This window comes from Sulfuricurvum sp. (genome assembly GCF_049277495.1).
Taxonomy (GTDB): domain Bacteria; phylum Campylobacterota; class Campylobacteria; order Campylobacterales; family Sulfurimonadaceae; genus Sulfuricurvum.
The window spans coordinates 1-26353 of the sequence record NZ_JBASYM010000016.1 but is presented as its reverse complement, the minus strand read 5'-3'; the positions used below and the strand labels follow the sequence as shown (position 1 = coordinate 26353).

Annotated in this window: 25 protein-coding genes; 8 read left to right on the top strand and 17 right to left on the bottom strand. The window is 45.0% G+C overall.

Annotated elements, in window-relative coordinates; genetic code table 11:
* Nucleotides 1-6 precede the first annotated feature (6 nt).
* From WAO38_RS04160 to WAO38_RS04150, 3 genes are read right to left on the bottom strand one after another with little or no spacing between them, the layout of a single operon-like run.
* Nucleotides 7-543 (bottom strand): hypothetical protein, encoded by a 537-nt coding sequence (locus WAO38_RS04160; RefSeq protein ID WP_422234630.1) that lies wholly within the window; start codon nucleotides 541-543, stop codon nucleotides 7-9.
* Nucleotides 540-2612 (bottom strand): TonB-dependent receptor plug domain-containing protein, encoded by a 2073-nt coding sequence (locus tag WAO38_RS04155; RefSeq protein WP_422234628.1) that lies wholly within the window; start codon nucleotides 2610-2612, stop codon nucleotides 540-542. Before WAO38_RS04155 ends, WAO38_RS04160 begins: the two co-directional genes overlap by 4 nt.
* Nucleotides 2609-3166 carry an acyl-homoserine-lactone synthase gene (locus WAO38_RS04150; protein ID WP_422234626.1) on the bottom strand — a complete coding sequence of 186 codons (558 nt, stop codon included), beginning with the start codon at nucleotides 3164-3166 and terminating at the stop codon, nucleotides 2609-2611. Before WAO38_RS04150 ends, WAO38_RS04155 begins: the two co-directional genes overlap by 4 nt.
* 142 nt (nucleotides 3167-3308) lie before the next feature.
* Between WAO38_RS04150 and WAO38_RS04145 the strand changes: the two genes are divergently transcribed.
* Nucleotides 3309-5225 (top strand): EAL domain-containing protein, encoded by a 1917-nt coding sequence (locus WAO38_RS04145; protein WP_422234625.1) that lies wholly within the window; start codon nucleotides 3309-3311, stop codon nucleotides 5223-5225.
* Nucleotides 5226-5248: 23 nt separating this feature from the next.
* Here WAO38_RS04145 and WAO38_RS04140 read toward each other — a convergent pair whose 3' ends face one another.
* The 11 genes from WAO38_RS04140 to WAO38_RS04090 all read right to left on the bottom strand — a co-directional run bounded on the left by WAO38_RS04140 (nucleotide 5249) and on the right by WAO38_RS04090 (nucleotide 17309).
* Nucleotides 5249-6427, bottom strand: coding sequence for a glutathionylspermidine synthase family protein (locus WAO38_RS04140; RefSeq protein ID WP_422234623.1), 1179 nt, complete (start codon nucleotides 6425-6427; stop codon nucleotides 5249-5251).
* Between the two features lie 2 nt (nucleotides 6428-6429).
* Nucleotides 6430-6999 (bottom strand): hypothetical protein, encoded by a 570-nt coding sequence (locus WAO38_RS04135; RefSeq protein WP_422234621.1) that lies wholly within the window; start codon nucleotides 6997-6999, stop codon nucleotides 6430-6432.
* Nucleotides 6996-7433, bottom strand: a complete 438-nt coding sequence (locus tag WAO38_RS04130) for a hypothetical protein (RefSeq protein ID WP_422234620.1) — start codon at nucleotides 7431-7433, stop codon at nucleotides 6996-6998. Before WAO38_RS04130 ends, WAO38_RS04135 begins: the two co-directional genes overlap by 4 nt.
* A complete protein-coding gene (locus WAO38_RS04125) occupies nucleotides 7430-7861 on the bottom strand; it encodes a hypothetical protein (RefSeq protein WP_422234618.1) in 432 nt (143 codons plus the stop codon). Before WAO38_RS04125 ends, WAO38_RS04130 begins: the two co-directional genes overlap by 4 nt.
* Nucleotides 7862-7864: 3 nt before the next feature.
* On the bottom strand, nucleotides 7865-11122 hold the full coding sequence (gene carB / locus WAO38_RS04120) for a carbamoyl-phosphate synthase large subunit (RefSeq protein ID WP_422234616.1): 3258 nt from the start codon (nucleotides 11120-11122) through the stop codon (nucleotides 7865-7867).
* A gap of 204 nt (nucleotides 11123-11326) precedes the next feature.
* Nucleotides 11327-12088: a rod shape-determining protein MreC gene (gene mreC / locus WAO38_RS04115; RefSeq protein ID WP_422234615.1), complete on the bottom strand. Its 762-nt coding sequence runs from the start codon at nucleotides 12086-12088 to the stop codon at nucleotides 11327-11329.
* Nucleotides 12081-13118 (bottom strand): rod shape-determining protein, encoded by a 1038-nt coding sequence (locus WAO38_RS04110; protein ID WP_422234613.1) that lies wholly within the window; start codon nucleotides 13116-13118, stop codon nucleotides 12081-12083. The genes mreC and WAO38_RS04110 overlap by 8 nt, the downstream gene beginning before the upstream one ends.
* Nucleotides 13119-13126: 8 nt before the next feature.
* On the bottom strand, nucleotides 13127-14359 hold the full coding sequence (gene clpX, locus WAO38_RS04105) for an ATP-dependent Clp protease ATP-binding subunit ClpX (protein WP_422234611.1): 1233 nt from the start codon (nucleotides 14357-14359) through the stop codon (nucleotides 13127-13129).
* Nucleotides 14356-15141: an acyl-ACP--UDP-N-acetylglucosamine O-acyltransferase gene (lpxA, locus tag WAO38_RS04100; protein ID WP_422234609.1), complete on the bottom strand. Its 786-nt coding sequence runs from the start codon at nucleotides 15139-15141 to the stop codon at nucleotides 14356-14358. Before lpxA ends, clpX begins: the two co-directional genes overlap by 4 nt.
* A 5-nt stretch (nucleotides 15142-15146) precedes the next feature.
* On the bottom strand, nucleotides 15147-15590 hold the full coding sequence (fabZ, locus tag WAO38_RS04095) for a 3-hydroxyacyl-ACP dehydratase FabZ (RefSeq protein ID WP_422234607.1): 444 nt from the start codon (nucleotides 15588-15590) through the stop codon (nucleotides 15147-15149).
* A gap of 120 nt (nucleotides 15591-15710) precedes the next feature.
* Nucleotides 15711-17309: a cation:proton antiporter gene (locus WAO38_RS04090; protein WP_422234606.1), complete on the bottom strand. Its 1599-nt coding sequence runs from the start codon at nucleotides 17307-17309 to the stop codon at nucleotides 15711-15713.
* 336 nt (nucleotides 17310-17645) lie between these two features.
* On the opposite strand from WAO38_RS04090, the gene WAO38_RS04085 reads away from it, so the two are divergent.
* The gene (locus WAO38_RS04085) at nucleotides 17646-18008 is read left to right on the top strand and encodes a hypothetical protein (protein ID WP_422234604.1); all 363 of its coding nucleotides are present in this window, start codon (nucleotides 17646-17648) and stop codon (nucleotides 18006-18008) included.
* A gap of 181 nt (nucleotides 18009-18189) precedes the next feature.
* On the opposite strand, the gene WAO38_RS04080 is transcribed toward WAO38_RS04085, so the two are convergent.
* The 3 genes from WAO38_RS04080 to WAO38_RS04070 form a co-directional block, all read right to left on the bottom strand.
* The gene (locus WAO38_RS04080; RefSeq protein WP_422234602.1) at nucleotides 18190-18675 is read right to left on the bottom strand and encodes a hypothetical protein; all 486 of its coding nucleotides are present in this window, start codon (nucleotides 18673-18675) and stop codon (nucleotides 18190-18192) included.
* 103 nt (nucleotides 18676-18778) lie between these two features.
* The gene (locus tag WAO38_RS04075; RefSeq protein ID WP_422234600.1) at nucleotides 18779-19861 is read right to left on the bottom strand and encodes an epoxyqueuosine reductase QueH; all 1083 of its coding nucleotides are present in this window, start codon (nucleotides 19859-19861) and stop codon (nucleotides 18779-18781) included.
* 3 nt (nucleotides 19862-19864) lie between these two features.
* The gene (locus WAO38_RS04070) at nucleotides 19865-20371 is read right to left on the bottom strand and encodes a peptidylprolyl isomerase (RefSeq protein WP_422234598.1); all 507 of its coding nucleotides are present in this window, start codon (nucleotides 20369-20371) and stop codon (nucleotides 19865-19867) included.
* Nucleotides 20372-20475: 104 nt separating this feature from the next.
* Here WAO38_RS04070 and WAO38_RS04065 point away from each other — a divergent pair, with 104 nt between their 5' ends.
* From WAO38_RS04065 to WAO38_RS04040, 6 genes are all read left to right on the top strand, one after another.
* Nucleotides 20476-21711: a sensor histidine kinase gene (locus WAO38_RS04065; protein WP_422234596.1), complete on the top strand. Its 1236-nt coding sequence runs from the start codon at nucleotides 20476-20478 to the stop codon at nucleotides 21709-21711.
* Nucleotides 21692-22357 carry a response regulator transcription factor gene (locus tag WAO38_RS04060; protein ID WP_422234594.1) on the top strand — a complete coding sequence of 222 codons (666 nt, stop codon included), beginning with the start codon at nucleotides 21692-21694 and terminating at the stop codon, nucleotides 22355-22357. The genes WAO38_RS04065 and WAO38_RS04060 overlap by 20 nt, the downstream gene beginning before the upstream one ends.
* A gap of 132 nt (nucleotides 22358-22489) precedes the next feature.
* A complete protein-coding gene (locus tag WAO38_RS04055; RefSeq protein WP_422234592.1) occupies nucleotides 22490-23854 on the top strand; it encodes an OprD family outer membrane porin in 1365 nt (454 codons plus the stop codon).
* Between the two features lie 14 nt (nucleotides 23855-23868).
* The gene (locus tag WAO38_RS04050; protein WP_422234590.1) at nucleotides 23869-24183 is read left to right on the top strand and encodes a DUF485 domain-containing protein; all 315 of its coding nucleotides are present in this window, start codon (nucleotides 23869-23871) and stop codon (nucleotides 24181-24183) included.
* Complete coding sequence (locus tag WAO38_RS04045; RefSeq protein WP_422234588.1) at nucleotides 24183-25841, top strand: cation acetate symporter; 1659 nt, start codon at nucleotides 24183-24185, stop codon at nucleotides 25839-25841. Before WAO38_RS04050 ends, WAO38_RS04045 begins: the two co-directional genes overlap by 1 nt.
* Before the next feature lie 53 nt (nucleotides 25842-25894).
* A partial coding sequence (locus tag WAO38_RS04040) for a cyclic nucleotide-binding domain-containing protein (RefSeq protein WP_422234586.1) occupies nucleotides 25895-26353 on the top strand: 459 nt, incomplete at its 3' end.

Here is a 26353-nt window from a genome sequence, read left to right as displayed (position 1 = left end):
TGAGGGTCACTGTATAATTCTGGCAATTTCAAGCAGACTGTCGGGCAATGAATAATGGTTGGTGCGGAGTTCTTTGGCATTGATCAGGATAACGGGTGTCCGTTCCATTTGTATGGAAAGCAGCATATTACTCTCTCCGAGTTTATCCGCTTCATATAAGGCCGTTATCGCCCCGGACGGACTGACCGCATTACGAAGCTTTTTGAGCTGAGAGACGCTTGCTTTGAGTGAATAGACAAAATGATAAGAAGCCGATCCTTCAAGTTTGTCAAAAGGGGTGATTGTCACAATAATCGGATGATTGTTGAGATTCCCGTTGAATTTCCTCTTCAGTATTTCGGCAGATAAATTTGCCGCATCTTCATCCTCACGATCATACGCTATCAGTAATTTAACCGGAGATCTGGGATGAGAAAAAACAAGGTTTTTTTCCAACATGGCAATTTTTGGGAGCAAAGTGAGCTGTGTCTCCAGTAAAAACGGATCGTAAGCAGCACACCATAGCTGTGAGGTGAGAATAATGCTCAGAAAGATCTTCTTCAAAATGTCCCTCTAACGGTGAGCAAATAAGCACGGCCTGTTGCGGGATAGTCGTCAGTGTATGTCCCTTTCGGACTAGGATAAAGTTCTTTTTCATTGAAAATATTTTTGATCGATAATTGGACTTCAGTGTTCCAATAAGGCAGTTTGTACCCGATAGAGGTATCGATGATACCTATGGCTTTCATATCGTCACGAGTATCGGTTGCCGATCTTGGTGTCGTATTTTGCCATCTGCCCGAAAGTGAGCCGTACCAATTCTTATCCAGAGTCTGGGTAATATATCCGCGCAGGGTATCGGAGGGAACATTGGGCAAAGTCGCACCGTTGCCGTCTTCAGCCCATAGATGGGTGTATGCGGCATAGAAAGAGGTCGTATCATACCGTTTTCGCCATTCTCCCTCAACTCCCCGAATGACACTTTTTGATCCGTTCACGTATTCATAGCGAGCCAGCGGTGTATTGTACTGAAGATAGATCTGATCACTGTTATTGAGCTGAAAAAGGTTGAGCGAAAGGGTATGCTCGGTTTCAAACCGATGAATGAATTGGGTTTCATAGGCGGTAACAGACTCTGGGCGAAGATCGGGGTTACCCCATCGGGCTTTATTGTTCAGGGTAAACATCTCTTGCCACGAGGGATTCCTATGGGCATGAGAGACTGAAAATTTGACGAGATTTGTGGGATCGATTGTATAAACAGCCGCAAGACGCGGATCGATTTGTGCCGCCAATCCATTGCGATGATCGATGGTGAGTGAAGCGTATCCGACCAAAGAATCGGACAGAGGGCGTTCATAGGTCATGTAGGCTGTCAAACTGTGGATAGATCCGTCGGGATTGAAGAAAGGGAGGGTGGATGAATAATCCGTCAACCCCGTCCCGCTATCCCTGTCGGTTGTCATTGTTTTTTCGGAGGAGACACTGCTCCATGAGCCGCTGAGTCCAAAAGTCGCTTCACCTCCGAATAAAGTCCCGGTAAGGGTATTGTTTGCCCGATAGGTACGGATGAATGCTTCATGAATACCGTAAAAACCGTCATTGAAGGTGACAACAGGAAAATAGGTGATAGGTTTTGGCAGTATCAGTCCTATCGGCCCTAATAATTGATGACTGGTGAAGCTATCTTGAACCATCGCTGCTTGGAGTGTTCCGGCAAAATCTCCGGCATTATAATGGGCACCGGCACGGATTTGCCACTGATCGATGTTGTAGTGATCATCATCGGAAGCAAGCGCATAGTTGATCCCTCCACCTGAACCGTGTTGATAGGTTGAGAGTCGGCCGTCGATAAAAAAAGGACCTTTGGAAAGAGATGCCGAAACCATTGTTGCATCGGTCGCTGATGGTGCATTGCCGGAACGGGACAGGGGACGGTTGTCAATACCAAGAGAATCATAACTTAGAATACCATTACTGAGACCGTCTTGCCCGTAGGAGAGGGAGAGATTGTCATGAACCGTGTAGAAATCTGCCGCAAATGCAAAATCATCATGTGCCAATGTATAGGAAGCCCCTGCTTTACGCGTCCCGAACGTACCGGCTGAGACAAACCACCGGCCATTCTTTCCCTCGGAGGCCTCGCCTTTATAGGTTGTGATGACGATGGATCCTGCATAGCCTGAGTGGCCGTTGCTATAACTTCCAGGTCCACGGATGATTTCAATCCGTTTGATCATATCGATAGGCATCGCGAGATAGGCAGTATAGCCGTCAAAAAAGAGATCATTGACTTCGACTCCGTCGATAATCAGTTTGCTCTGGCCGTAGGCGACGGGATTAGACCCTCGAAATACGGGATTGAACAAAGAGAGGTTGTCGCTGGCGATATTGACGCCGGCGACAAGAGTGAGTGCTTCTTTGAGAGACGATGCACCGGCACGGGAAAGCTCTTCACCGTCAAATACCGTCATGATGTAGGGGAGGTAGTCGATGTTGGCGCGCTGCATTTTTGCCGTTTGGGAAATGGTACTGATATCGTCAGTGAGGTTATTGAAAAGATTTGAATTGACCTCTGCATCGGCACTGAGAAGTGATAACGGGAGTAAAATAAGAGAAAAATTGGGTTTCATCGGGTCTCTTTCAAGGAAGAGGTATACTCTTGAAGTGTCAGAATGATCGGATACCGTTCAGCTCCGATATGAAGCTGAAGCGGACCGATCGGACGGTAAGGCAAACGTGACTGATTCAGAAGGCGTAGAAAAGCGGGTCCGACGGCTCCGACCCATTGCACGATTGCATACTCGGCAGAAATTCGATTGATCTCTTGTTGCATTATTTGGAGAATCCTTATCGTTTTCCTGAAGCCTCTTTGGGTGGAAGCAATGGTGATACGCGAAATTTCGGCAGTCGTCTGGTCATTTTTAAATTTTTCAGAATCAATCTGCATTGAGGTGAGTGTCGGCAAACCGAAGGGGCAATTTGGAAGAATAAGGCGGCAGGATGCGATCAGATTATCTTCTTCCCATACTCCGAATAAAAGAGCATAGGTATCGTATTGATCATATTCGAGCTTCTGAATAGCATCTTTTGGAGCAAAAAAATTAAACTCTTCCACAAAAACATCATGACGCTGCCGTAATACAGCGGTTTGTTCTATTTCTGTTGATGCTATCCGGCATTCCATCGTATGCATCCTTTTTGGATTCTATAAAAGATAGTAGATGTATTATAGAATAAAATCAAATATATTACGAATAAATTTTCAGTTAAGTCTAACATGGTATGACTTATAGTGCTTCATTAATGATTGTTTAGAAGGAAAGTTGATGATCTTTTTTTCCAAAACACGCCTTTCTTATAAAATTGTCGGATCGTTGTTATTGATTTTGCTATTGATTTTTGTGACGCTCGGAGTCATCGTCCGTATAGTATTCAACAATACAATATTGCTCTCTGAAAAACAAAAAGCCGAGTTACTTTTACAAACCGTTGAAAAGCCGATTCAAATGGCACTTTATTTAAAGTTGTACAATCAAATTTCCGCCAAAGTCTCTCCCGTCGTCTCGGTTCCTGATGTGACCGAACTTACGGTTCGTGATGCGCAGGAAAAGATACTCTATTACTATAGCAATAAAAAAGTAGCTTCCAACCACGAAGCGGTTCAAATTTCTCATCCGTTAAATGAACCGGTTACCGGCGAATTGATGGGGTCCATTACCTTGTACTACAGTGATTTAGCCTATGATGATACGCATGCGTCTATCCAAAATATTTTTTACGGTATCGGGGTTACTATTGCATTGCTGTTTTTTGTGGCGGTATGGTGGGTCCGCTATCTTCTTTCACCGCTGACGAAGATTGCAAAAAAAGTCCGTGACTATAAACCCGGAGATCATTTGGAATGTATGGAAGACGGGAGTATAGAGATTGAACAAATTGCGGCTGCATTCAAGGCAATGCAGAAAACGGCACAGTCGTATATGGATCAAATCGAAGCGATGAATACATCTCTTGAGATGAAAGTGAATGAAAAAACCCATGAGTTGGAAGATCAGTATTATCGTGATCGGCTGACAGGACTGCCGAACCGTTATAGACTGCAAGAGAAATTATTGGAAGGGAATATTACCGCATTGGCCATTCTCAATGTGGATGATTTTAAAGAAGTCAATGATTTTTTCGGAATAGCTACGGGAGACGAGATGCTGATTCAACTCGGCGGATGGCTCAATGAATTATCAAGCGGATGCTATCGGCTGGGAAGCGATGAATTTGCTTTGACATTTAACGAGGCGTTAGATCATGCCGAACTGGAACACCGGTTGAATATGCTGATCAAACTTTTGGATAAAAAGACCTTTATGATCCACGAAGAGAGCCTTAATGTCAGGGTCACAATCGGTGTTGCCATGGGAATCGAAAAAGTATTGACCCGTGCGGATATTGCATTGCATTATGGTAAAGAGCATAAGAAGCAGATTGCTTTTTATAATCAAAATGAAAAGGTTGAAGAGCATTATCGGGCTAATCTGACGATGGCCTCCAATGTTCGCAGGGCCCTTTTTGAACATCGTATAGTGTGCTATTATCAGCCGATCGTTAATCTTATCAGCGGAGAAATCGTCAAATATGAAACCTTGGTCCGAATGCTGGATGAAGAGGGACATATTGTACCTCCAATGGATTTTTTACCTATCGCAAAACAAACAAAGCTTTATCCGCAGATTACCCTTGAAGTCGTCTATCAAGCCTGCACATTGTTCGCAACGCGTCAAGAGGAATTCTCGATCAATCTGTCCGACAGTGACATACGCAATCCCCATACGGTCAGTGAGATCATTAAAACGATTACGGAAACGGGAACGGCATCCCGTGTCGTTTTTGAGATTTTGGAATCGGAGGGGATTGAAAACTATGATGAAGTGACACGCTTTATTAATCAAGTCAAAGTACTGGGGGCAAAGATCGCCATTGATGATTTTGGAACAGGATACTCTAATTTTGAAAATATTTTAAAGTTGAATGTCGATTATATTAAAATAGACGGATCTTTGATCCGCGAGATTACTACGAATCAGCGTCACCATATTATTGTCGAAACGATTATTGATTTTGCACAGAAAATCGGTGCCAAAACGATTGCAGAATTTGTAACGGATGAACTTGTCTATAACAGGGTAAAAGAACTGGGTGTCGACTATTCACAGGGTTATTATACCGGCAAGCCGATACCGCTATTGTAATAGAGGATCGATAAAACTGCGGGTTATCGCAGTACATGCCCCACAAATTTGGACATATTGTTCAGGATTTTTCCTCCGCGGCGGAATCCCAACCCGCAGGCTTCATAGGCGAAAAAGACTCCGGCTTGATAACGGTTTCCCTGTGCATCGCGAGGGAATTCTACATATTCTTGGTAAATAGGCTTGAAATTTTCATAGGGTCCGTCGTTCGCCTCAATTATATTGCCCTCGCCATCCATGATTCGTACATTTGCCCCTTCGCGTCCAAACATCCGTTTTTCGACACAGGCGATCCCTTTTAGCGGTTCAAAAGAGGTTTGAAGCAGATAAGGGGAATCCGGATAAAGATCACAGAGGATTTTCATCATCCCTTTGGATTGAAACAGAAGCGTATAGGCCGGATTGATCAGAATCGCTTTTTGGTTATTCATAATGGAGGTGAGCAATGTCGCCAGTTCAGGTTCTTCGATAGCGATATCTTCCCACGGATAGAGTTTAAACCAATATTCATAGGGAGTCTCATGAGAGTCATAAATTCCCTCTTCATCGAACTTCACTCCGCCAAGAGGTTCAAACCCGGTTTCAAATCCGGCATCGATGGCCATTTGCTGTAAAAGACGAACGGTTTGTTCCTCTTCGATATCGCCGCTTACGGAGCTAAAGAGAATTTTCCAACCGTCATAGAGTTTTTCAAATGTTTCAGTATCATCAAATAATGTCACAAGGCGTCGAAAATTATCGCTGATCGCTTGATAGACATTGTTAAATTGACGCTCTTCATCCATATTGTTGTGTTTAAGAAGCGCCCACTGTAAAATAGCGGTTTCAAAGAGAGAGGTCGGGGTATCGGCATTAAACTCGATCAGTTTGATCGGTGCTCCGCCGATTCCTCCTGCGAGATCGAAGCGTCCGTACAGGTGCCAATGGACATCATTTTCCCAGCTTTTTTTGATTGCTTCGACGAGGTTGAAGGGAATTCCAAGATCAAAGAAAAGATTGTTATCGATAACATGCTGTGCGGCAGCGGCATACATATCATAGAGTTCATTGACCGCTTCATAGTAGGCTTCGGCCTCTTCATCTGTTACGACGACAAGGCTGTCTGCGATGTATTTACTCTCATCCTTATCGGTATGCCATCCGAATCCGAGCTGTTCTAATGTTTTATCATCAATGGGTTTGATGCTTTGAAGCGCTACCACACTCATCCTCCGAAACTGCTGCTGGCTGAGGTGCTGCGGGACGCTGCATTACCGAAGAAACTTTTTTTCTGACTCCCCATCGCAGAACCGGAACCTGCGGCTGAACGGTGGTATGCGGAACGATTCGACGCGTCTTGGTTTTTGCGAAAGTTTGAGTTGTTCATCAGTGCATTACCGATCATATTCCCGAGCAAGGCACCCCCTGCAGCTGCGAGAATGGTGCCCCCTAGGCCCATTCCCTCACCCTGCGGCTCACTATTAAGCTCGGATTTTCCGGCTTGCATTTTTTGGTATTCCTGATCTGCGAGCGCTTTCATTTCCGATTCGCTCATGACCCGCTCATGTACCGTACCGTTCTCATCGGTTTCATGGATGATTGCACGGCTTGGTCCCGTTGTCGGCATCTCTTCGATAACCACGTATTTACCGTTAGGTTGCTGCTCAACGACTAAAAATTTATTTTGGGCTTCGGGCTGCTCTTCCGGCGTACTTTGGCATCCGGTCAAAGCGCTAATGAGCGTTGCACTCATAGCTCCTAAAAATACGGTATTGGCATTCATAATATGTTTCATTTTTTTTCCTTCGGCAGTGTAATAACGCGTTGCAGATCGGTATCGTAAAAATAGATTTGATGTCGATCGTTGTAGAGAATATCTCCTCGGTATGTGTTGGGAGCTATCGTGATTTCAAGATTGGCTTGGCGGAAAAGGGCATCTCCAAGTTTACTGCCGATGGCAGGGATAACAGAAGACCCGCTGAGCACAAACAAAAAGGCTAAAATAATGGCTGCAGATTTAGTACTGCGAAGATAAATAGTAATCCATCCGATAAAGACGGTCAAGAGCAAAAACAACCATAGATTTTGGTTGTCGACGAAGAAAGGGTTAAAGTAGGTTTTAATCCCATGAACATCGATATAGTTCAGTTTCAGCCCTAAAAAAAGGGTGAAATCCAAGATAAATGTGAAAAATATGCCGGTCAGAAAGGCTTGAAAAGCTTTAGTCATCGTATCCTCCGTAAACGTGTAGATCCAAGTTTGTAAATACGCGACGCTGAGAGTTCCTGCAAACCGCGATAATCTTCGATAATCCAATCGGCAGCCGAAATACAAAATTCCGCGTCATATTTTTGACCGCTCTCATTTGCCGAGGTGGAGTAGAGCCATCCGTAAGGTCGAATGAGTCGGGCATGTTCAGGATCGCTAACGTAGCGAAAAGCTTGATTTTTGACAATGAAAGTTGTTTTACGGGAATGACGGACACGGTGTTTATGAAGAACCGGAATACGGATATCGCGACGCAAAACATAAAAGTCTGCGTAGACCTTTAGAAACGGTTTGTCACTTGCTCTCATTTTGATCTCTTCTAAACGCTTGGCATCTTGGGAGAGAAAACCGACAGTGGTGTCGGTTTGGGCAAGGAGGACTTTTTTCATACTTTAGGGAATAAGGTAATCTTGGAGCGCGTGAGGCTCCATCCAGCTGTCATCGTGCATATGTCCCATCGCTTCAATAGCAGCACGTGCGGCACTAAGAGTCGTAAAATACGGGGTTCCCATACGCAATACGATTTGACGGATCTGTTCGGCATCTTTTTTCGAGGTATTGTTATCCGAAGTGTTAATGGCCAAAGAGATCTCACCGTTTTTCATGACATCTTCGATATTTGGGCGGCCTTCACTGATTTTTAGGACGGCTTCACATGGAATCCCGGCTTCTTCTAGAATTTTTTGAGTCCCTCGGGTTGCGATGAGTTTAAAGCCGTGAAGATGCAATCCGCGTCCGATTTCAGCGGCGTGAGTTTTGTCGTCATCAATAAACGAGAGGAAACAGGTTCCGGAAGTAGGAATTTTATTCCCTGCGGCTAGTTGGCTTTTCGCGAAACTGACTCCGAAATTTTGGCTGATACCCATAACTTCTCCGGTGGATTTCATCTCAGGAGAGAGAACGAGATCGGCGCCGTAGAGTTTGTTGAACGGGAAAACAGCCTCTTTGATGGCAACATGCCCTTTTAGGCGAGGTTTGAGAAGACCGTTTTCTTCCATAACGACATTATAGTTGTCATAGAAATTCAAGGCATTGCGGAGGGTGTCTCCGAGCATAACCCGAGTGGCTACTTTTGCCAACGGCATTCCGGTTGCTTTGGAAACAAACGGCACCGTGCGGGATGCTCTCGGATTAACCTCGATAAGGTAGACTTCATTTCGGTAGATCGCGTACTGAATGTTGAGCAGACCGATAACCCCGAGACCCAATGCGATCTTTTTCGTTTGTTGTTCCACTTGCGCTTGGAGTTCAGGACTCAAACTCACCGGAGGGAGTGAACAGGCACTGTCCCCTGAGTGAATCCCGGCTTCTTCAATATGCTGCATGACCGAACCGATATAGACTTCAGTACCGTCACTGATCGCATCGACATCAAGCTCAACCGCTTGGTCAAGAAATTTATCGACCAATACCGGAGAATCATTGCTGACGGATACGGCAACGTCCATATAGGTACGGAGCTCATCTTCGTTGTAGACGATACGCATTGCCCGTCCGCCCAAAACATAGGAAGGACGGACCAAAACAGGATAGCCCAGTGATTCAGCGACTTTAAATGCCGCTTCTTTGGTCATGGCAATACCGTTTTCAGGCTGTTTTAGCCCTTGCTCGACGACGAAAGCGGAAAACTTCTCACGGTTTTCAGCCAAGTCGATCACTTCAGCCGAAGTACCGGCAATTTTGGCGCCGATGGCATGTAGGCCGTTTGCCAGTTTAAGAGGAGTCTGACCGCCGAAGTGGACGATGATACCGTCAGGCTGTTCCGCATCGACGATGGATCGGACGTGTTCGAAATCGATCGGTTCGAAGTAAAGAACATCGGAAGTATCGTAGTCTGTTGAAACCGTTTCGGGATTACAGTTGACCATGATCGTCTCGATTCCCATCTCTTTAAGAGCAAAAGATGCATGAACACAGCAATAGTCAAACTCGATCCCCTGTCCGATACGGTTCGGTCCTCCGCCGAGAATCATCACTTTTTTCTTGTCGCTCATACGCGGCGACTGAAGCCCGAGACGGCTTATATTGGTTGTCGAATAAAGATACGGAGTCAGAGATCCGAACTCTGCGGCGCAGGTATCGACTTCATTGTATTCGAACATGATTTCAAGCGCTTTACGTGCATCATAGACGTCATTTTCTTTTGCACTGCCGCCGTTTAGGGTAATAAGGCGGGCGATATTTTTATCGGAGAAACCTTCGGTTTTAAGCCGGCGAAGTTGAGATTCATTGGTGAGTGTTGCAGACGTGATATTTTTCTCTTCTGCAATGATCTCTTCGATTTGGGTCAAGAACCACGGGTCGATTTTGGAGAGTTCAAATATCTCTTCTTTGGAAAGTCCCATACGGAAACCTTGGCCGACGTAGAGGATACGTTCCGCATTCGGACGGCGGATTTCATGTTTGACAAATTCGAGATCACCGTCGATCGGATCGAAACCGCTGAGGCCCGTTTCAAGTGAGCAAAGGGCTTTTTGAACCGACTCTTTGAAGGTTCGTCCGATAGCCATCGCTTCACCGACCGATTTCATGCTGGTCGTAAGAGTTGATTCTGCTTCGGGGAATTTTTCAAAGGTAAAGCGGGGAACTTTGGTCACGATATAGTCGATAACCGGTTCAAATGCAGCCGGAGTTCCGGTGATGTCATTGGTGATTTCATCGAGGGTAAATCCGACGGCAAGCAAGGTCGCCACTTTAGCGATCGGGTACCCGGTTGCTTTGGATGCCAAAGCTGATGAACGCGATACTCGCGGATTCATCTCGATAACGATCATACGCCCCGTCTCAGGATTTACGGAGAATTGTACGTTTGATCCTCCCGTATCGACGCCGATTTCACGAAGAATCGCGAACGATGCGTCACGCATACGCTGATACTCTTTATCCGTGAGGGTAAGGGCAGGGGCAACGGTGATCGAATCTCCCGTATGGACACCCATCGGATCGAAGTTTTCGATGGAGCAGACAATGATACAGTTGTCATTACGGTCACGGATAACTTCCATCTCGTACTCTTTCCATCCAAGAAGCGACTCTTCGATCAAAATTTCAGTGATAGGAGATTCATCAAGTCCGCGTTGCGCCAACATTTTAAATTCATCGATATTATAAGCAACACCGCTACCGCCGCCTGCAAGGGTGTATGATGCACGGATGATGATCGGAAAACCGATTGCTTCTGCCGCTCCCATTGCCTCTTCCATATTGTAGGCATAGCGGGAGATCGGAAGATCCATCCCGATTTTAACCATACACTCTTTGAAAGCTTGACGGTCTTCCCCTTTTTTGATGGCACTTGGATTGGCACCGAGAAACTCGATCCCCTCAAGCATTCCGAGTTCGTGCATTTTCATTGCGGCATTCAAGGCGGTTTGTCCACCCATAGTAGGCAAGATAGCGTCTACTTTCTCTTTTTTGATGATTTCAGCGATGATTTCAGGTTTGATAGGCTCGATGTAGGTTCGATCAGCAAATTCGGGGTCGGTCATAATGGTTGCCGGATTCGAGTTGATCAAAACTACGCGGTACCCGAGCTCTTTGAGCGTTTTGACCGCTTGCGTCCCTGAGTAGTCAAATTCACAGGCTTGACCGATGACGATCGGGCCTGATCCGATGAGTAATATCGTTTTGATGTCGTCGCGTTTTGGCATTTAGACCCCTCGTCATAAAAATTTTATTATTATAGACGAGAAGCACTTAAAATCCGATTACAAGTGCTGGAGAGAGGTTGCGGAGGAAGAAAATTCTGCTTCTATGAGGGAGGCCGTGCCTGCTCTGTGTTAGCCTTTGCGCTTTGCTATCTGCGGCATGGGTTCATACACAGGCGAAAGGATTTTATCCCTTCGCCCCTCAAATTATCGTACTTTGGTAATTACATGAAAGTAGGCAGGATTTTTGCCATAAAAGTAGGGCTCGATTACGGCACTTTGATAACCGCTGGCTCGGGTGATAGAGACTACTCTGCCCACTTTTAGACCTGCCATGAAAATTTGATCCAGTCCTGAGGTGAGGACTTCATCTCCGACGGAAATAGGAATCCATGTCGGAATGAATTCAACGATAAGGCGCCGTTCATTATTTCCGCGAACAATCCCGGGTGCCATGGAAGTCCCGACATTAACGGCATAGGAACTTTTGACATCACCGTTGAGCAAGGCAATAGGGCGGTTGTTGTTGGAGACGACAATCCCGGCAGCGTAACCGCGATACAGAAGACCGTAGACTTTTTTGGGATCAAAGTTGTCCATTTCGATCCACACCCGGTGAGGATCACCGAAACGAACATATGAAAGGGTACGGACTAAGGCCGTATTGGGTGTTGTCTGGAAGGTACTGTTTTGTTCTTGAATCAATTTTTGATATTCGTCGGCGACTTGGTGGAGGTTCAAGAACTCTTGTTCATAGTAGCGATTTTTTTGACGCAGGTCAATGATGGTACGCTGCTGATTGAAATGCTCGTCAATCGAATATTGAATCGACTCAACGGTATCTTGGTAAGAGGATTTAAGGGCATGGGTGAGCGAAATTATCGGTGATTGGAGTAAGTTGGTGAAATAGAGTGCTCCGCCCACCAAAACGGCAAGCAGGGAAGCGATGCTTAATATATTTTTATTCATTATCGAAGAGTTCGTGGAGTTGATCAATCTCTTCGAGTGCACGGCCGGTTCCGCGAGCAACACATAAAAGCGGCTCATCGGCAACGTAAACCGGTATTTTAATGATTTCGGAGATGTATTTGTCCAATTGACGGATCAATGCACCGCCGCCGGTAAGGATAACTCCGTTGTTGACGATATCGCCTGCCAAATCCGGAGGCATATTTTCGAGGACGTCACGGATCGCTTCAAGGATCTCTTTGAGAGGGTCACGCATCGCTTCACGGGCATCTTCGCTGGATAGCTCGATTGAGGTAAGCAAGCCTTCAACCTGGTCACGTCCGTTGATGATCATCTTAAGTTCTTGCGCTAATGGCATAGCGGTACCGATATTGATCTTGATATCTTCGGCGATCCGTTCTCCGATGAGGAGATTGTATTTGCGTTTAACGTAATCCATGATCGAACGGTCGATTTTATCTCCGGCAACCCGGATAGAGCGGCAAAGAACCAAACCGCCTAGAGATACAACACCGATTTCGGTGGTTCCGCCGCCGATATCGACGACGATGTTCCCCTTCGGTTCGCGAATATCGATCCCGGCTCCGATAGCGGCTGCCATCGGTTCGTCGATCAAATATACTTCACGGGCACCGGCACTCATCGCGGACTCACGAACCGCTTTGCGTTCGACTTGCGTAAGGCCGTAAGGGATACAGATAATGATACGCGGGCTGATAAGACTTGAACGTCCGTGCGCTTTTTCGATAAATTTGCGGATCATTTTTTCGGTCATATCAAAGTCGGCGATCACTCCGTCTCTCATAGGACGGATTGCTTTGATGTTGCCCGGAGTTTTTCCGACCATCTCTTTGGCTTCGCGACCGACGGCCAATACTCTTTGCTGTCCGTATTTTTCCATTTTTACCGCGACGACGGAAGGTTCATTGATAATGATCCCTTTCCCTTTTGCGATCACGATGGTATTTGCCGTTCCTAAGTCGATAGAGAGATCGTTTGAGAACATTCCGATAAGTTTATTAAATAGCATTGTCTCTCCTATGCGCTTTTTTTATTCGATTTTTTGATGTAGACAGGTTTGGTGTTTTCTTCTACGACATCTTTGGTGATAAGGACTTCATAGCCGCTGTATTCCGGGAGTTCATACATGATATCACCCATGATCTCTTCGAGAATTGCGCGGAGGCCGCGTGCACCTGTTTTACGGGTCAACGCTTTTGCGGCTATCGCATTCAGCGCCTCTTTGTCAAAAGTGAGTTCCACTTCATCGATAGCAAACAGTTTGGTGTATTGTTTGACAAGAGAATTCTTTGGCTCGGTAAGGATACGGACCATCTCTTCTTCGGTGATTTTATTGAGTGACGCGATGATCGGCAAACGTCCGATCAGCTCAGGGATCAAACCGTAGCTGACCAAATCATCCGGTTCGACATTTTCAAAGCTGTCATCGATATCGCTGGTACTTCGTTTGTCGTGTCCGAAGCCCATGACGTTGGAACCTTTTTTACGCTCCAAAATCTGTCCAAGGCCGTCAAATGCACCGCCGCAGATGAAGAGAATCCCTGACGTATCGATTTGGATAAAGTCTTGATTCGGGTGTTTGCGTCCCCCTTTGGGAGGGATGTTGACAACGGCACCTTCGATGATTTTCAAAAGTGCCTGTTGTACCCCTTCTCCGGAGACGTCACGGGTAATCGAACGGTTTTCGCTCATACGGGAAATCTTGTCGATCTCATCGATAAATACGATCCCCTGCTGTGCACGTTCAACATCGCCATCCGCCGCTTGGAGAAGTTTGGTAAGGATGTTTTCGACATCTTCACCGACATATCCCGCTTCGGTAAGGCTGGTTGCATCGGCAATTGCGATCGGAACATTCAATACACGGGCAATCGTTTGCGCCATCAACGTTTTACCGCTTCCGGTAGGACCGATAAGCAAGACGTTGGATTTGGCGATTTCAGTTTCGTCTTCCACAAGAGTATGTTTAAAAATACGTTTGTAATGGTTGTATACGGCGACGGAGAGGAGTTTGCGCGCCCGTTGCTGACCGATAATGTACTGACCCAAAAAGGTGTTCAGCTCTTTCGGGGTTAGCAGTTCCGTAGCGTTCGTCTCTTGGGTAGAGGTACTCTCTCCCTCAGAATCACCGAACATGATTTTGTAGGCGGAAAATACACAATTTTTACAGATATAAACATTGTTTCCGGCAATGAGCGGATTGTGGTCGCTTTCTTGTGCGTCGCAGAAACTGCAATGGCGATGAATCATGATTGATTCCTTTCGTAAGGGATACCCCGTTTGGTGTTGACAATAAAATTACAAAGATTTTTAACCAGTTCGCTCGTCGTGCTTTCGAGTAAGGCACTCGCTTGTTCCTGGAGCGGTTTTCCCGATTCGAACAGTTCGCGATAGGCTGCTCTAAGGGCATCGATATCGGAACGTTCAACATGCCGGCGCAGACCATTAAGATTCAATCCGCGCAAAACCGCACGATTCCCCTCCGCCAAACAATACGGCGGAACGTCTTGCGAAAGGGCAGATGCCCCTGCGATCATCGCATAATCGCCGATTTTGACAAACTGATGGATCGGTGTCATACCGCCGATAACGGCATGGTTGCCCAATTCGACATGCCCCGCAAGCGTTGCCGCATTCGCAAGGATACAGTGGTCTCCGATAATAACGTCGTGCCCTAAATGAACGTATCCCATAAACAGATTATGGTTTCCGACGACGGTTTTACCGCCTCCGCCCGCTGTACCGGGGTTAAAGAGGGTGAATTCACGGATCTTGTTGTAATCGCCGATGATGAGTTCGACCTCTTCACCCGCATATTTTAAATCCTGAGGGATAGAACCCAATACGGCATGAGAAAAAATCTCATTGTATTCGCCGATCGTCGTGTTGCCGTAGATACACGTATTGGCAGCAATCTTCGTCCCTTTGCCGATTTTGGTTTTTCCGGAGATAAAACAAAAAGGGCCGATTTCGACATCAGGACCGATAATGGCACCTTCTTCGATAATGGCATGTGGAGAGATCAAACTCATAGGACCTACTTGTTCACGATCATAGCTTTGAGTTCGGCTTCCGCAACGAGAGCATCATCAACGTACGCTTTTCCCTCGAGTACCCAAATGGAGCCTTTGTGTTTGACAACGCTCATTCGGTATTCCAAACGGTCTCCCGGACGGACAGGTGCACGGAACTTTGCTCCGTCGATACTCATGAAGTATACTACTTTTTGTGCCGCTTCTTCTTCGGTCATATCCATACTCTGGAATGCCAAAATACCGCCGGCTTGCGCCATGCCTTCTAGAATCATAACACCCGGATAGATCGGATGCCCCGGGAAATGGCCCTCGAAAATCTGTTCACCGATGGTGACATTTTTGAAACCGATGAGCGACTCATTCGGGGTGAGTGCAGTGACACGATCGACTAGAAGAAAAGGGAATCGGTGGGGTAAAATTTTTTGAATTTGAACGACATCTATCATATTTATATAGCACCTTGGGTAAAAAATCCCCCAATTTTACCGCAAAAATTGTTAATTAGGGATAACGAGGTCTTCTTTCGTATTGCGGCAGGTTTCCTCAAGAGATAGTTTGTGCAAATACTAATTTTTGAGTGCATGATTGACAAGGAGATCTGCGACTTCAAAACTCGCATCCACAAATTCCAGTTCCGGCAAGTCTCGCATGCTTTTTCGTTCTTCGGCATTGTCGACTTTAATAATGACATTGGCCTCTTTGCTATAACCGAGAACAGCTTCGCTGATGAGGCGACGATTGTGTTCGCTGCTCATCGTGATGATGATTGCTTTGGCCTCTTTGACCATCAAAGATTCCAAAACCGGGAGTTTGTTCAAGTGTCCGAAATACGCCATATAGCCGAGTTTTCTCGCATGCAAAACCTGTTTCAGGTTATCGGAGATGATGATAAAGTTGGCTCCTTTGGATTGCAAAGAGGCGGCTACGATTTTCCCGAGTGTCGCAAAACCGGCAACGATAATATGATCTTTGCGTTCGATGGGGGTGATGACGTCTGATTCGAAAAACTCTTTTTCAAAATAGGAAGAGAGTTTATAGATATTGCCGATGATAAACGGAGTGAGGATCATCGAAATGACGCTCACAAGGATTAAAAAACTCGCCATCTCTTCGGAGAGAAGCTTTTGTGAACCTGCCAAAGCGAAAATAGCGAAGGAAAACTCTCCGATCTGTGCAAGAGAGAGAGCCGTTTTTGCCGAGGTGTTTTTATCAGAATTTCGCCGTATGATTGCATAGATGACGACTGCTTTAAAGAGCATGGCAAAGATAAAAATAAAGGTGATGATGTGAATGTTTTCTAAAAAGTAGAGCATATCGATCTTGGTTCCCACGCCGAAGAAAAAGGCTCCGAGAAGGAGGTCTTTATAGCTGGCGATGTCCGACTCGACTTTGACGTTAAAACGGGTGTCGGCGATGATCATTCCTGCGATAAAAGCTCCCAGCGAGTAAGTAAATCCCATCGAATGGGCAAGAAGCGAAGCCCCGATGAGAATGGAGAAAACCGAACCCAAAAAGAGCTCTTCAAGCTCTGTCTTTGCCGAAAACTGCAAAAGGGCGTTAACGATCTTTTCTCCGATCGTAAACATAAATACCACAACAAAAATGGCGGATATGACGGTTTTAAAAAGGATTTCCCCTATCGAGAGGGTCTCGTTGGACAAAAAGGTGATGAGGAGCAAAATCGGGATAACCGCCAAATCCTGAAAGATCAGAATCCCCATCGATTTTTGGCCGTAAGGGGTATGGATGTCTTTGGACTCTTTGAGATACGTGAGGACGATGGCGGTGGATGAGAGTGAAAAAGCCAACGAGATGATGAGCGATGTATTAAAATTGAGACCGAAAAGAAAATAAGAGAGTAAAAAGATCACCACGACACTGAATACGACCTGCAGCAGCCCGTTGGTGAGGAGGATTTCTTTCATCTTTTTGATTTTTTCCAGACTCAGCTCCAGTCCGATCGTAAACATCAAAAAGACGATCCCGAATTCCCCGATCAGCTCTAGCGAATCGTTTCCGTGTCCGTTGAAGCCGAAAAGAGTGCTGATAATCGTTCCGGTGGCGATATACCCGATAATGTGCGAGATACCGAACCGTTTGAGGATGATGTTCAGCACCGTAGCGATGGCAATCGTTAAAAAGATTGATAAGAGTAAGTTTTCCATATGAACATTATAGTGCAAGGTGTGTGCTAAGGGTGGTTAAAAAGTGAGCGGTTACGTTTTATAGATTATTTTTCTGTGGACTCACTTGAAAGCATTTGTTGATGGAGTTGATTAATATGGGTAACTGCATCATGACCGTTTTTGATATGGGTCAGGACAATCTCACTTGTTTTAGTGAAACGGTGACGAATACGAACGCTGTATGATTGTAGTATCTAGCTGAAAAAGTTTGAATAATAGATTTGCTTCAAATAAAAATGAAATATTTAGACTCATTTGCATAAAATGTAGGATATTTAATCGTTTCACATTTTTCAACTAATAAGGAGGAATGGCATGGTAAATCTACTAATTGTTATTTTGGGAGTGGTAATAGTTTTTATTATTGCTATTTTGAATAATTTCAATAATGCTTCCATTGGAGCATTTGAAGTTTTATTTGTTGATTTTTTTGTAACATTTTTGATTGCAAAATATAAGCCAACACTTTGTAAGTATCTTTTAATAATTTTAATTGGAGTAAATTTTTTTCTTTCACCATTTTTACCAGAAGATCTTCTTACGGGGTTCTTTCTTTTTGCAATGCTTTTATTATTAAGTCCAATTGCATATGGTATTTTTTTATATAATTTAGTCAAATTGTTTTGTCAAAAGAATAAAAAATGTGATGAGGTAGACACTCAGAACAGTGTCAAATAGATGATTTTTCCTAAGCTCCAGCTTGGGAGTGTATAACATTAGTTTGCGTTCCCAACGAGGACGTTGGGAACGAGGGAAAAGATTGTTAAAAGTAAATTTTCCATAATGGAAATTATAGTCAACTATCGCGTCTACAGATGCTAAAGCGATGGTTAAAAAGTATGCGGTTACGTTTTATAGATTATTTTTCTGTGGACTCACTTGAAAGCATTTGTTGATGGAGTTGATTAATATGGGTAACCGCATCATGACCGTTTTTGATATGGGTCAGGATAATTTCACTTGTTTTGGTGAAACGGTGACTGATGCGAACGGTGTAGGACTTTAACATCCAGCTGAAAAAGTTTGAATAATAGACGGCATCTTCCATATCGCGCCACTTGACCCCGATAACGCCTTTAGACCATGGTAATATACCACTGTAAACCCACACACCATGCTCGTTCGTGTAAAGCAAATAACTGTGAATCATAAGAAATTGATAGATGAATATACCGATAGACAAAAGGGAAAAAGCTATTCCGAGCCATTGGTTCATATAGAACAGGGCGGCACTAACAAGGGCCATGACTAAAAAAATCAGAAAAGAAGTGAAATAAGCTGTCCATGATTTTGTAAAACTTGAATCGGTTTGAGTGGGTTTTTGAGAGGATTCTTGTGCTTCCATCGTATGATCAACTTTGTATTGAATTTCGGTCCATTCTATACTAAGTTGTTATCATTTACATTTAAACTGTATCAGTAGTATTTTCACTCAAAGGGCGAAGTCGTCAATTAATGAGGATAAGCTGCTCTTTCGTATCATCATACGTTTTGGTCTCTAAGAGAAGAGTGATTTTAGCGGCAGGTATTTCATCCGCGATAATGATCGCCGAAGTATTAAACGGACTCCCCGTAAGGGCAGAACGGAGGGTGATTTCGGTTTCGATAGAGGGTGCGTTAAACATTAACTCGCGAGTGTTTTGATAGGTTGAACCGGTAAGGGCATTAAACGTCTCAAGAGTGATAAAGCGCACCTCTTCGCGGTTCATAAAAAACTGCCCGTCGATCTCGAAATCGATATTTCCCTGTGCCTGAGTACGGTTGATGGTCGAATAGAAGAGGGGATAGGAGGGGATGATGGCATTACCGACTTTGACCGACGAACGGATCAGACGGTAGTTTAAAAACCGTTCTTTGATGATGCGATAGGGAGTGCCTTGATCTTCGAGTTCCATGCGGCGGGTGTAAAGTTCCAACCGTTCTTCGATCGAAGCGGGGAGGATCTGGCGCGAAATCGGAGAGAACATCTCATCCATCAGACGGTGCTGCTGGTCACGCTGCATGGTGAGTCCGTAGATACAGCCGCAGTAGTCCTGACGGTAGAGCTGCTGTTCTTTGCTCACTCTTCCCTGATCGTTGGTACCGCCGTTTTTACGGTAATCAAACGCGATGAACTCGACGCCATGCGTTGCGTGAAACGCATCGCCCGATTTTTTGAGTTGTTCTTGCGATTTGAGAGGGCTGACGAGCAGCGTGGTGGTCATCGATCTCTCGCCGAGTTCGAGGGCTTTGTGAGCACTCACTTCGAAACGTTTGTCAAAGCACACTTCGCAGCGTGCACCCTTCTCGGGTTCTTTTTCTAATCCGCGGACGGCATCCATCCAGTTTTCATAATCATAGGGGCCTTCTATCAGCTCAATGCCCAGTTTTTTACAGCTGCGTTCTACGTCGAGAAGTCGGAGTTGATATTCGCTGTAAGGGTGGATGTTGGGGTCATAGAAGAACCCGACGAGTTTTTCGTCGGGGAATTCCTGCTGCAGTTTCTCCATAAAAAAATGGGAATCGACGCTGCAGCAGATGTGAACTAACATGAATTAGTCGCGTGACGCTAAGATTTCGACTTTTTCAATGACGTCGCGCATTTGGATGCTGTCAAGAACCGCCATAGATTCTTTATCATCCGCTTCGATCCCGCCGAAAACAGTGTGAACTCCGTCAAGATGAGGAGTGCTTGCGAAACAGATGAAAAATTGGCTTCCGCCGGTGTTTGGACCAGCGTGTGCCATAGAGAGGGTCCCTTTGACGTGACGGTGTTTGTTGAGTGACGTTTCACATGGAATCGCCCAACCCGGTCCGCCGGTACCTGTACCGTGAGGGCATCCGCCCTGAGCCATGAATCCAGGGATTACACGGTGAAAGTTAAGACCGTTATAGTAACCGTCGTTTACCAGTGCAGCGAAGTTTGCAACGGTATTTGGAGTCTCGTCGTTATACAATTTGATCCACATAACCCCTTTTGCAGTGGTCATTTTCGCCCATTGGTAGCTTGCCAACTCTTCGGCTGTAGGTGTGTAGGTTTTAAGTTCTTTGCGTCCGAACATGAATAGGATCCTTGAGGGAATTTTTTGCAATTATAGTAGAACAATCTTAACTATCAAAAGGGAATGGGTTATAATGGCTCATTTTAATTTGGGGAATAGACATAGTGGAATCTTGGTTGCAGCGGCGTTTATCACGTATCTCTTTACGTGAATTCCATTTTTATACGATTGTCTTTATTCTGCTTTTCACGGTTATTTTTTCCTCATTGCTGATTTATGACGAATATAAAGGATTTGCAAAAACGGTTCATCTGGAAGTATTGATTCAGAATGATGCCAATATCTCGCAGCCGAACGCCTTGACCCATGATGCGATCAAAGGGCGTTTGATCAAGATCGTTCTCGAGATTGCAACGCTGGCTTTGATTCTGTTCGGTTTTATCGTCGGTATCTCGAAAATCGTTAACAGCATGATTGCTCGGGATATGGACCGTTTTTTAGATTTTTTCGAATCTGTCCGAGACCAGACCAAGATCATAGAACCGGATGAACTGTATTTCAGCGAGTTTCGGCGTATGGCGGGATATGCGAATGAGATGGCGCTAACCATGCAAGAGCAAAGAGAATCCCTGCAGCAGCTTAATGCCGGGCTGGAAGAACGTGTACGGTTTAAAACACAGGCCTTGCAGCTCAAAAACGATGCTCTGGAAGAGGAGCAAAGGTTTTCCCGAGGACTGCTCGAATCGCATAAACAGTTTATCCGTTATGCGATTCATGAAACCCATACCCCTTTATCGGTGATCATGGCCAATATCGAACTTTTTTCGATGAACGAGGGGCGAAACCGTTATCTGGCGAAGATTGAGGCGGCGGTCAAAAATATCTTCAGTATCTATGATGATTTGAGCTACTTGGTCAAAAAAGATCAAATCGAGTATCCGAAACGTCCGATAGATTTAAGTGAATATGTGGAAAAACGGCTTGAATTTTTCGATGAGGTCGCCCATTTTTCCAATCTGACGTTTGACTATACTAAGCCGGAATTTCCGGCATGGATCCAATTTAATGAGACCAAACTCCAGCGGGTCATCGATAATAACCTCACCAATGCAATCAAATACACCAAAAACGGGGAGTCGATTCGTGTCGGGGTGGACTGTGACACCCAGGAGTGCCGATTTTGGGTAGAGAGCAGATCCCAAAAGATTCATGATGAGCAAAAGATTTTTGAGGCATACTACAGAGAACGTAAAAAAACAGATGGATTTGGGCTTGGGCTCAGTCTGGTCAAATCGATCTGTGATGAAGACGGGGTAGAGATCAAAATTGTATCGGGCAATGATCTCACCCGCTTTGAGTATCACTTTAAAAAGGGTAACATTGAAAATACTGCTGCTTGAAGATGAACAAATGCTCAGTGAGGCGATAAATGAGTATTTACTCTCATTAGGCCACTGTGTTACCTCGTTTTATGACGGATCGGAAGCACTTGAATCCCTCAAAAAAGAGACGTTCGATCTGCTGATTCTCGATATCAACGTTCCGGGGATCGACGGTTTGGATCTGCTCGAACAGCTCCATTTGCTCAAGATCCGTCCGCCGGCAATTTATATCAGTGCCCTTGTCGATATCGAGGGGATCAGCCGTGCGTATGATCTTGGATGCTATGACTATCTTAAGAAACCGTTCCATCTCAAAGAACTGGCTTTGCGGATCGATAAAGTGATACAAAACTGTGCGACTCCCCAGAATCATCTGCGTCTTTCGAAGAGTTACGGGTATGATGCTTCGACTTCGACCTTACTGTGTGATAACGTAACACAGCCTCTGACCAAGCGTCAGCTCCAAATCATCGATCTTCTCGCACGCAATCGCGGACGTGTCGTCGATTTTGATCAGTTTCGCACCTATGTATGGGATGAAGAGTATGTTGATAATGCGACGATTCGTGCTGAAGTGAGCCGCTTGAAAAAGATTCTGAAAGAAGATTTCATCCAAAATATACGTGCGTTAGGTTACATGATCGATATCCCTCGATCGTATTAGTGTTACTTTTATACACAATACCCTTCTCAAATTCCTCAATTCAACAATAATTTTTTCTAATTCAACTAATGCTACGTTATTGCTACGTTTTGTTTACATAATGACACTGTTAAAAACTTACAAGGAGCAAGAATGAGACATACAGTACGTCTTTCACTCTTAGCGTCAGTATTCGTATTGAATGCTCACGCTGCCGACGATTTGGCAGGAATGTTTGAAAATGGAAAAGTAAGCGGGCAATTCCGAGAATTTTCCATCAGCAGAGAGGTTGATGATACACGACCGGCTGCGAATAATGACTATACGCGCAAAGCTAATACTCTGGGTGGATATTTAAAATACGAAACTGCTGCATTCAATGGGGTAAGTCTTGGTGCTGCAGCATATACGACGATCGGATTTCATCTGGGAAATCGTAATGATTTAAATGATGTTGATCCTACATTGCTGGGCAAAGATAACAAAAATGACATCTATTTAGGTGAAGCGTATCTTCAATACAAAAATGGAAATACTACATTTAAAGGTGGCCGCCAAAAATTGGATACACCGATGGCGGGAAGTGATGATGCCCGTATGCTTCCGAATCTATTTGAAGCCTATGTGCTGAGTAATACTAATGTTAAAGATACGACGTTGATCGCAGCGCACGTTACGAAGTTTGCACAAGGGACGTTTGGACGTGTATATGCTGCAACACCGGCTCTTGGTATTAATTCAGTGCTTAGTGTTACTTCGGGGTATTCTCTGGTCGATTCACGCAATCAGACCGGTGATTTTGTTGATATGGGTAAATATGCTATCGGAGAAAATACCGGCGGTGTATCGGTAGCTGCAGCTATTTATTCCGGCGTACCGGGACTGAAGCTACAGTTGTGGGATTATTATGCGCATGATATTTTGAATGCCATCTATGCAGAAGCGAATTACGGCTGGTCATATACAAGCGGTGTAGCACCCTATGTAGCGGCACAGTGGATTCATGAAAGCGATGTCGGGTCTAATTCGTTAGCTGCATTGAATAAAGTCAACAGTGATTTTGTTGCCGCAAAAGCAGGGGTTAAAGTTGCTAATTTTGATCTCTACGGGGCAGTTTCTCACAACAGTAAAGATGCGGATGCAGCTGTAAACGGAGGAACCATTTCTCCATGGGGCGGTATGCCGGCGTACACGCAGGGAATGGTAACGCGTCATCAGTTTATGGCGGGTACCGATGCATGGAAAGTTGCCGGAAATTACAACTGGAAAGACTTTGGTGTCAATCTTAATACGGGTGTTTATTACGCTTCATTTGATATGGATGGCTTAAACGGCTATTCACCTGCAGGATATGAATGGACAGCTAAAGAATCCGGATTTGACATTATTTTTGTACCAGAATCGGTTAAAAAGCTTCAGCTTCGTCTTCGTGCGAACTATACGGATGATTTTTATCAAAACTCAACCGGTTCTGTCAGCTGGAACGAATATCGTTTCATCGCTAACTACAACTTTTAAAAGGAGGTCTAATTATGAAACAAGATATGGTTGATCGTATTAATAACGATCCGGATTTTCACCATCTCGTCAAAGTGCGAAGCAAATTCGCATGGACATTAACGATCGTAATGCTCGTGATCTATTTCGGGTTTGTTTTGACGATCGCGTTTGATCCGTCAATTTTAGGTACACCGCTCTCAGCGGGATCGGTAACAACGGTCGGTATCCCTGTCGGTGTGGGTGTTATTATCAGTGCATTTATTTTGACGGGTATTTATGTCCGTCGCGCAAACAGTGAGTTTGATGAGTTGACCGCTAAAATTAAAGCCAAAGCAAAGGGAGAGTGATGAAAGCGCTATCAGTACTTTTATTTTCCATCGCTGCATATGCGGGAGAAGCACTCAGCGGTGCGGTAGAAAAACAACCGTTGAATATGTCGGCGATTATCATGTTCGTTATATTTGTCGGTGCAACATTGGGGATTACCTATTGGGCGGCTAAACGTACCAAAACGGCAAAAGATTTCTATACTGCCGGCGGCGGGATTACCGGGTTCCAAAACGGTATGGCGATTGCGGGAGACTATATGTCTGCGGCATCATTTTTGGGAATTTCAGCCCTCGTTTATTCTAAGGGATATGACGGGTTGATCTATTCTATCGGGTTCTTGGTCGGCTGGCCGATTATCTTGTTTATGGTGGCTGAACAGCTCCGTAACCTCGGTAAATATACGTTTGCTGACGTTGCATCGTATCGTTTACGTCAAACGCCTATCCGTACATTGGCGGCATTCGGTTCAATTTTGACCGTTGTTTTGTATCTGATCGCACAAATGGTCGGAGCGGGCAAATTGATCCAGCTACTTTTCGGTTTGGATTATGAAATCGCGGTTATTCTGGTCGGAGTACTCATGATTCTTTACGTGACGTTCGGGGGAATGCTCGCAACGACGTGGGTACAGATCATTAAAGCGTTCTTGCTTCTCTCCGGTGCAACATTTATGGCGATTGCGGTTATGGCACACTATAACTTCAACTTCGAGTCATTGTTTGCGACAGCGGTAAGTATGAAAGATCAGTCTATCATGGCTCCGGGCGGTTTGGTCAGTGATCCGATTTCGGCGATTTCACTCGGTATTGCATTGATGTTCGGTACGGCGGGTCTTCCGCATATCCTTATGCGCTTTTTCACCGTCAGCGATGCCAAAGAGGCTCGTAAATCGGTTTTCTATGCGACAGGATTTATCGGGTATTTCTATATCTTGACGTTTATCATCGGTTTCGGTGCGATCGTTATGGTATTCCAAAACCCGCAATATCTTGACCTTGCTAAACAAGCAATTGACGGCGGTTATCCGATCCTCGGCGGAAACAACATGGCAGCGATTCACCTTTCCCATGCAGTGGGCGGCGACTTCTTCCTCGGATTTATCTCTGCGGTAGCGTTTGCAACAATCCTTGCGGTTGTTTCCGGTCTTACCTTGGCAGGAGCTTCAGCGATTTCACATGACCTGTATGCCAGTGTCATCAAAAAAGGGAAAACTGACGGATTGATGGAGATGAAAGTTTCTAAAATCGCAACGGTTCTTTTAGGTATCGTAGCAATTTTCCTTGGGATTATTTTCGAAGATCAAAACATTGCGTTCATGGTCGGGTTAGCGTTCGCTGTTGCGGCAAGTGCCAACTTCCCGATTTTGTTCCTCTCTATGTATTGGTCAAAACTTACAACTCGCGGTGCATTGCTCGGCGGATCGTTAGGTTTGTTGACGGCAGCGGTTCTTGTGATCTTGGGACCAACAGTTTGGGTAGACGTTATGGGTAATGCGGAAGCGATCTTCCCTTACAAATATCCGGCATTGTTCTCGGTAACGGCAGCGTTTATCGGAATCTGGTTCTTCTCGATTACCGATAGCAGTGATGACGCGGCAAAAGAGATTGAGGCGTACGAAGCACAGTTTATCCGCAGCCAAACGGGTATCGGTGCAGAAGGTGCTGTTGAGCATTAATTTTAAAGCTGCTCCGAATGGGGCAGCTTTTTATTGAATTTTAGGAGTTAGCTTTGAGTCTTTTTGACCAAAAAGCACTATTGATGTCGATTCATCCTTTTGACCTGTTAGGGGAGAGGATGATCGAAAAACTGATGACCCAGATGGATATCGCCTATTACCCCAAAGAGACGGTACTGATCGCTCCGAGGGTTCGGGCGGAATCCCTCTATATCATAATCAAAGGTATTGTCAACGAAACCATCGAGGGTGAGCTCCAAAATGTGTATGGGGAGCGCGACAGCTTTGACGCGAACTCCCTGATATACGGAAATACCCAAAGCACCTTTAGCGTTGCCGAAGATCTAATCTGCTACGAACTCCCCAAAGAATCTTTTCTGAACCTTCTCCAAGACGTTGAACCTTTCCAACACTACTTTATGCAAGATTTCATCACGAAACATCAAAATCTAAAAGAGCGCCAGCATCAGAGTGAATTGACCCCTTTTATGGTTTCCAGAGTCGATGAAAAC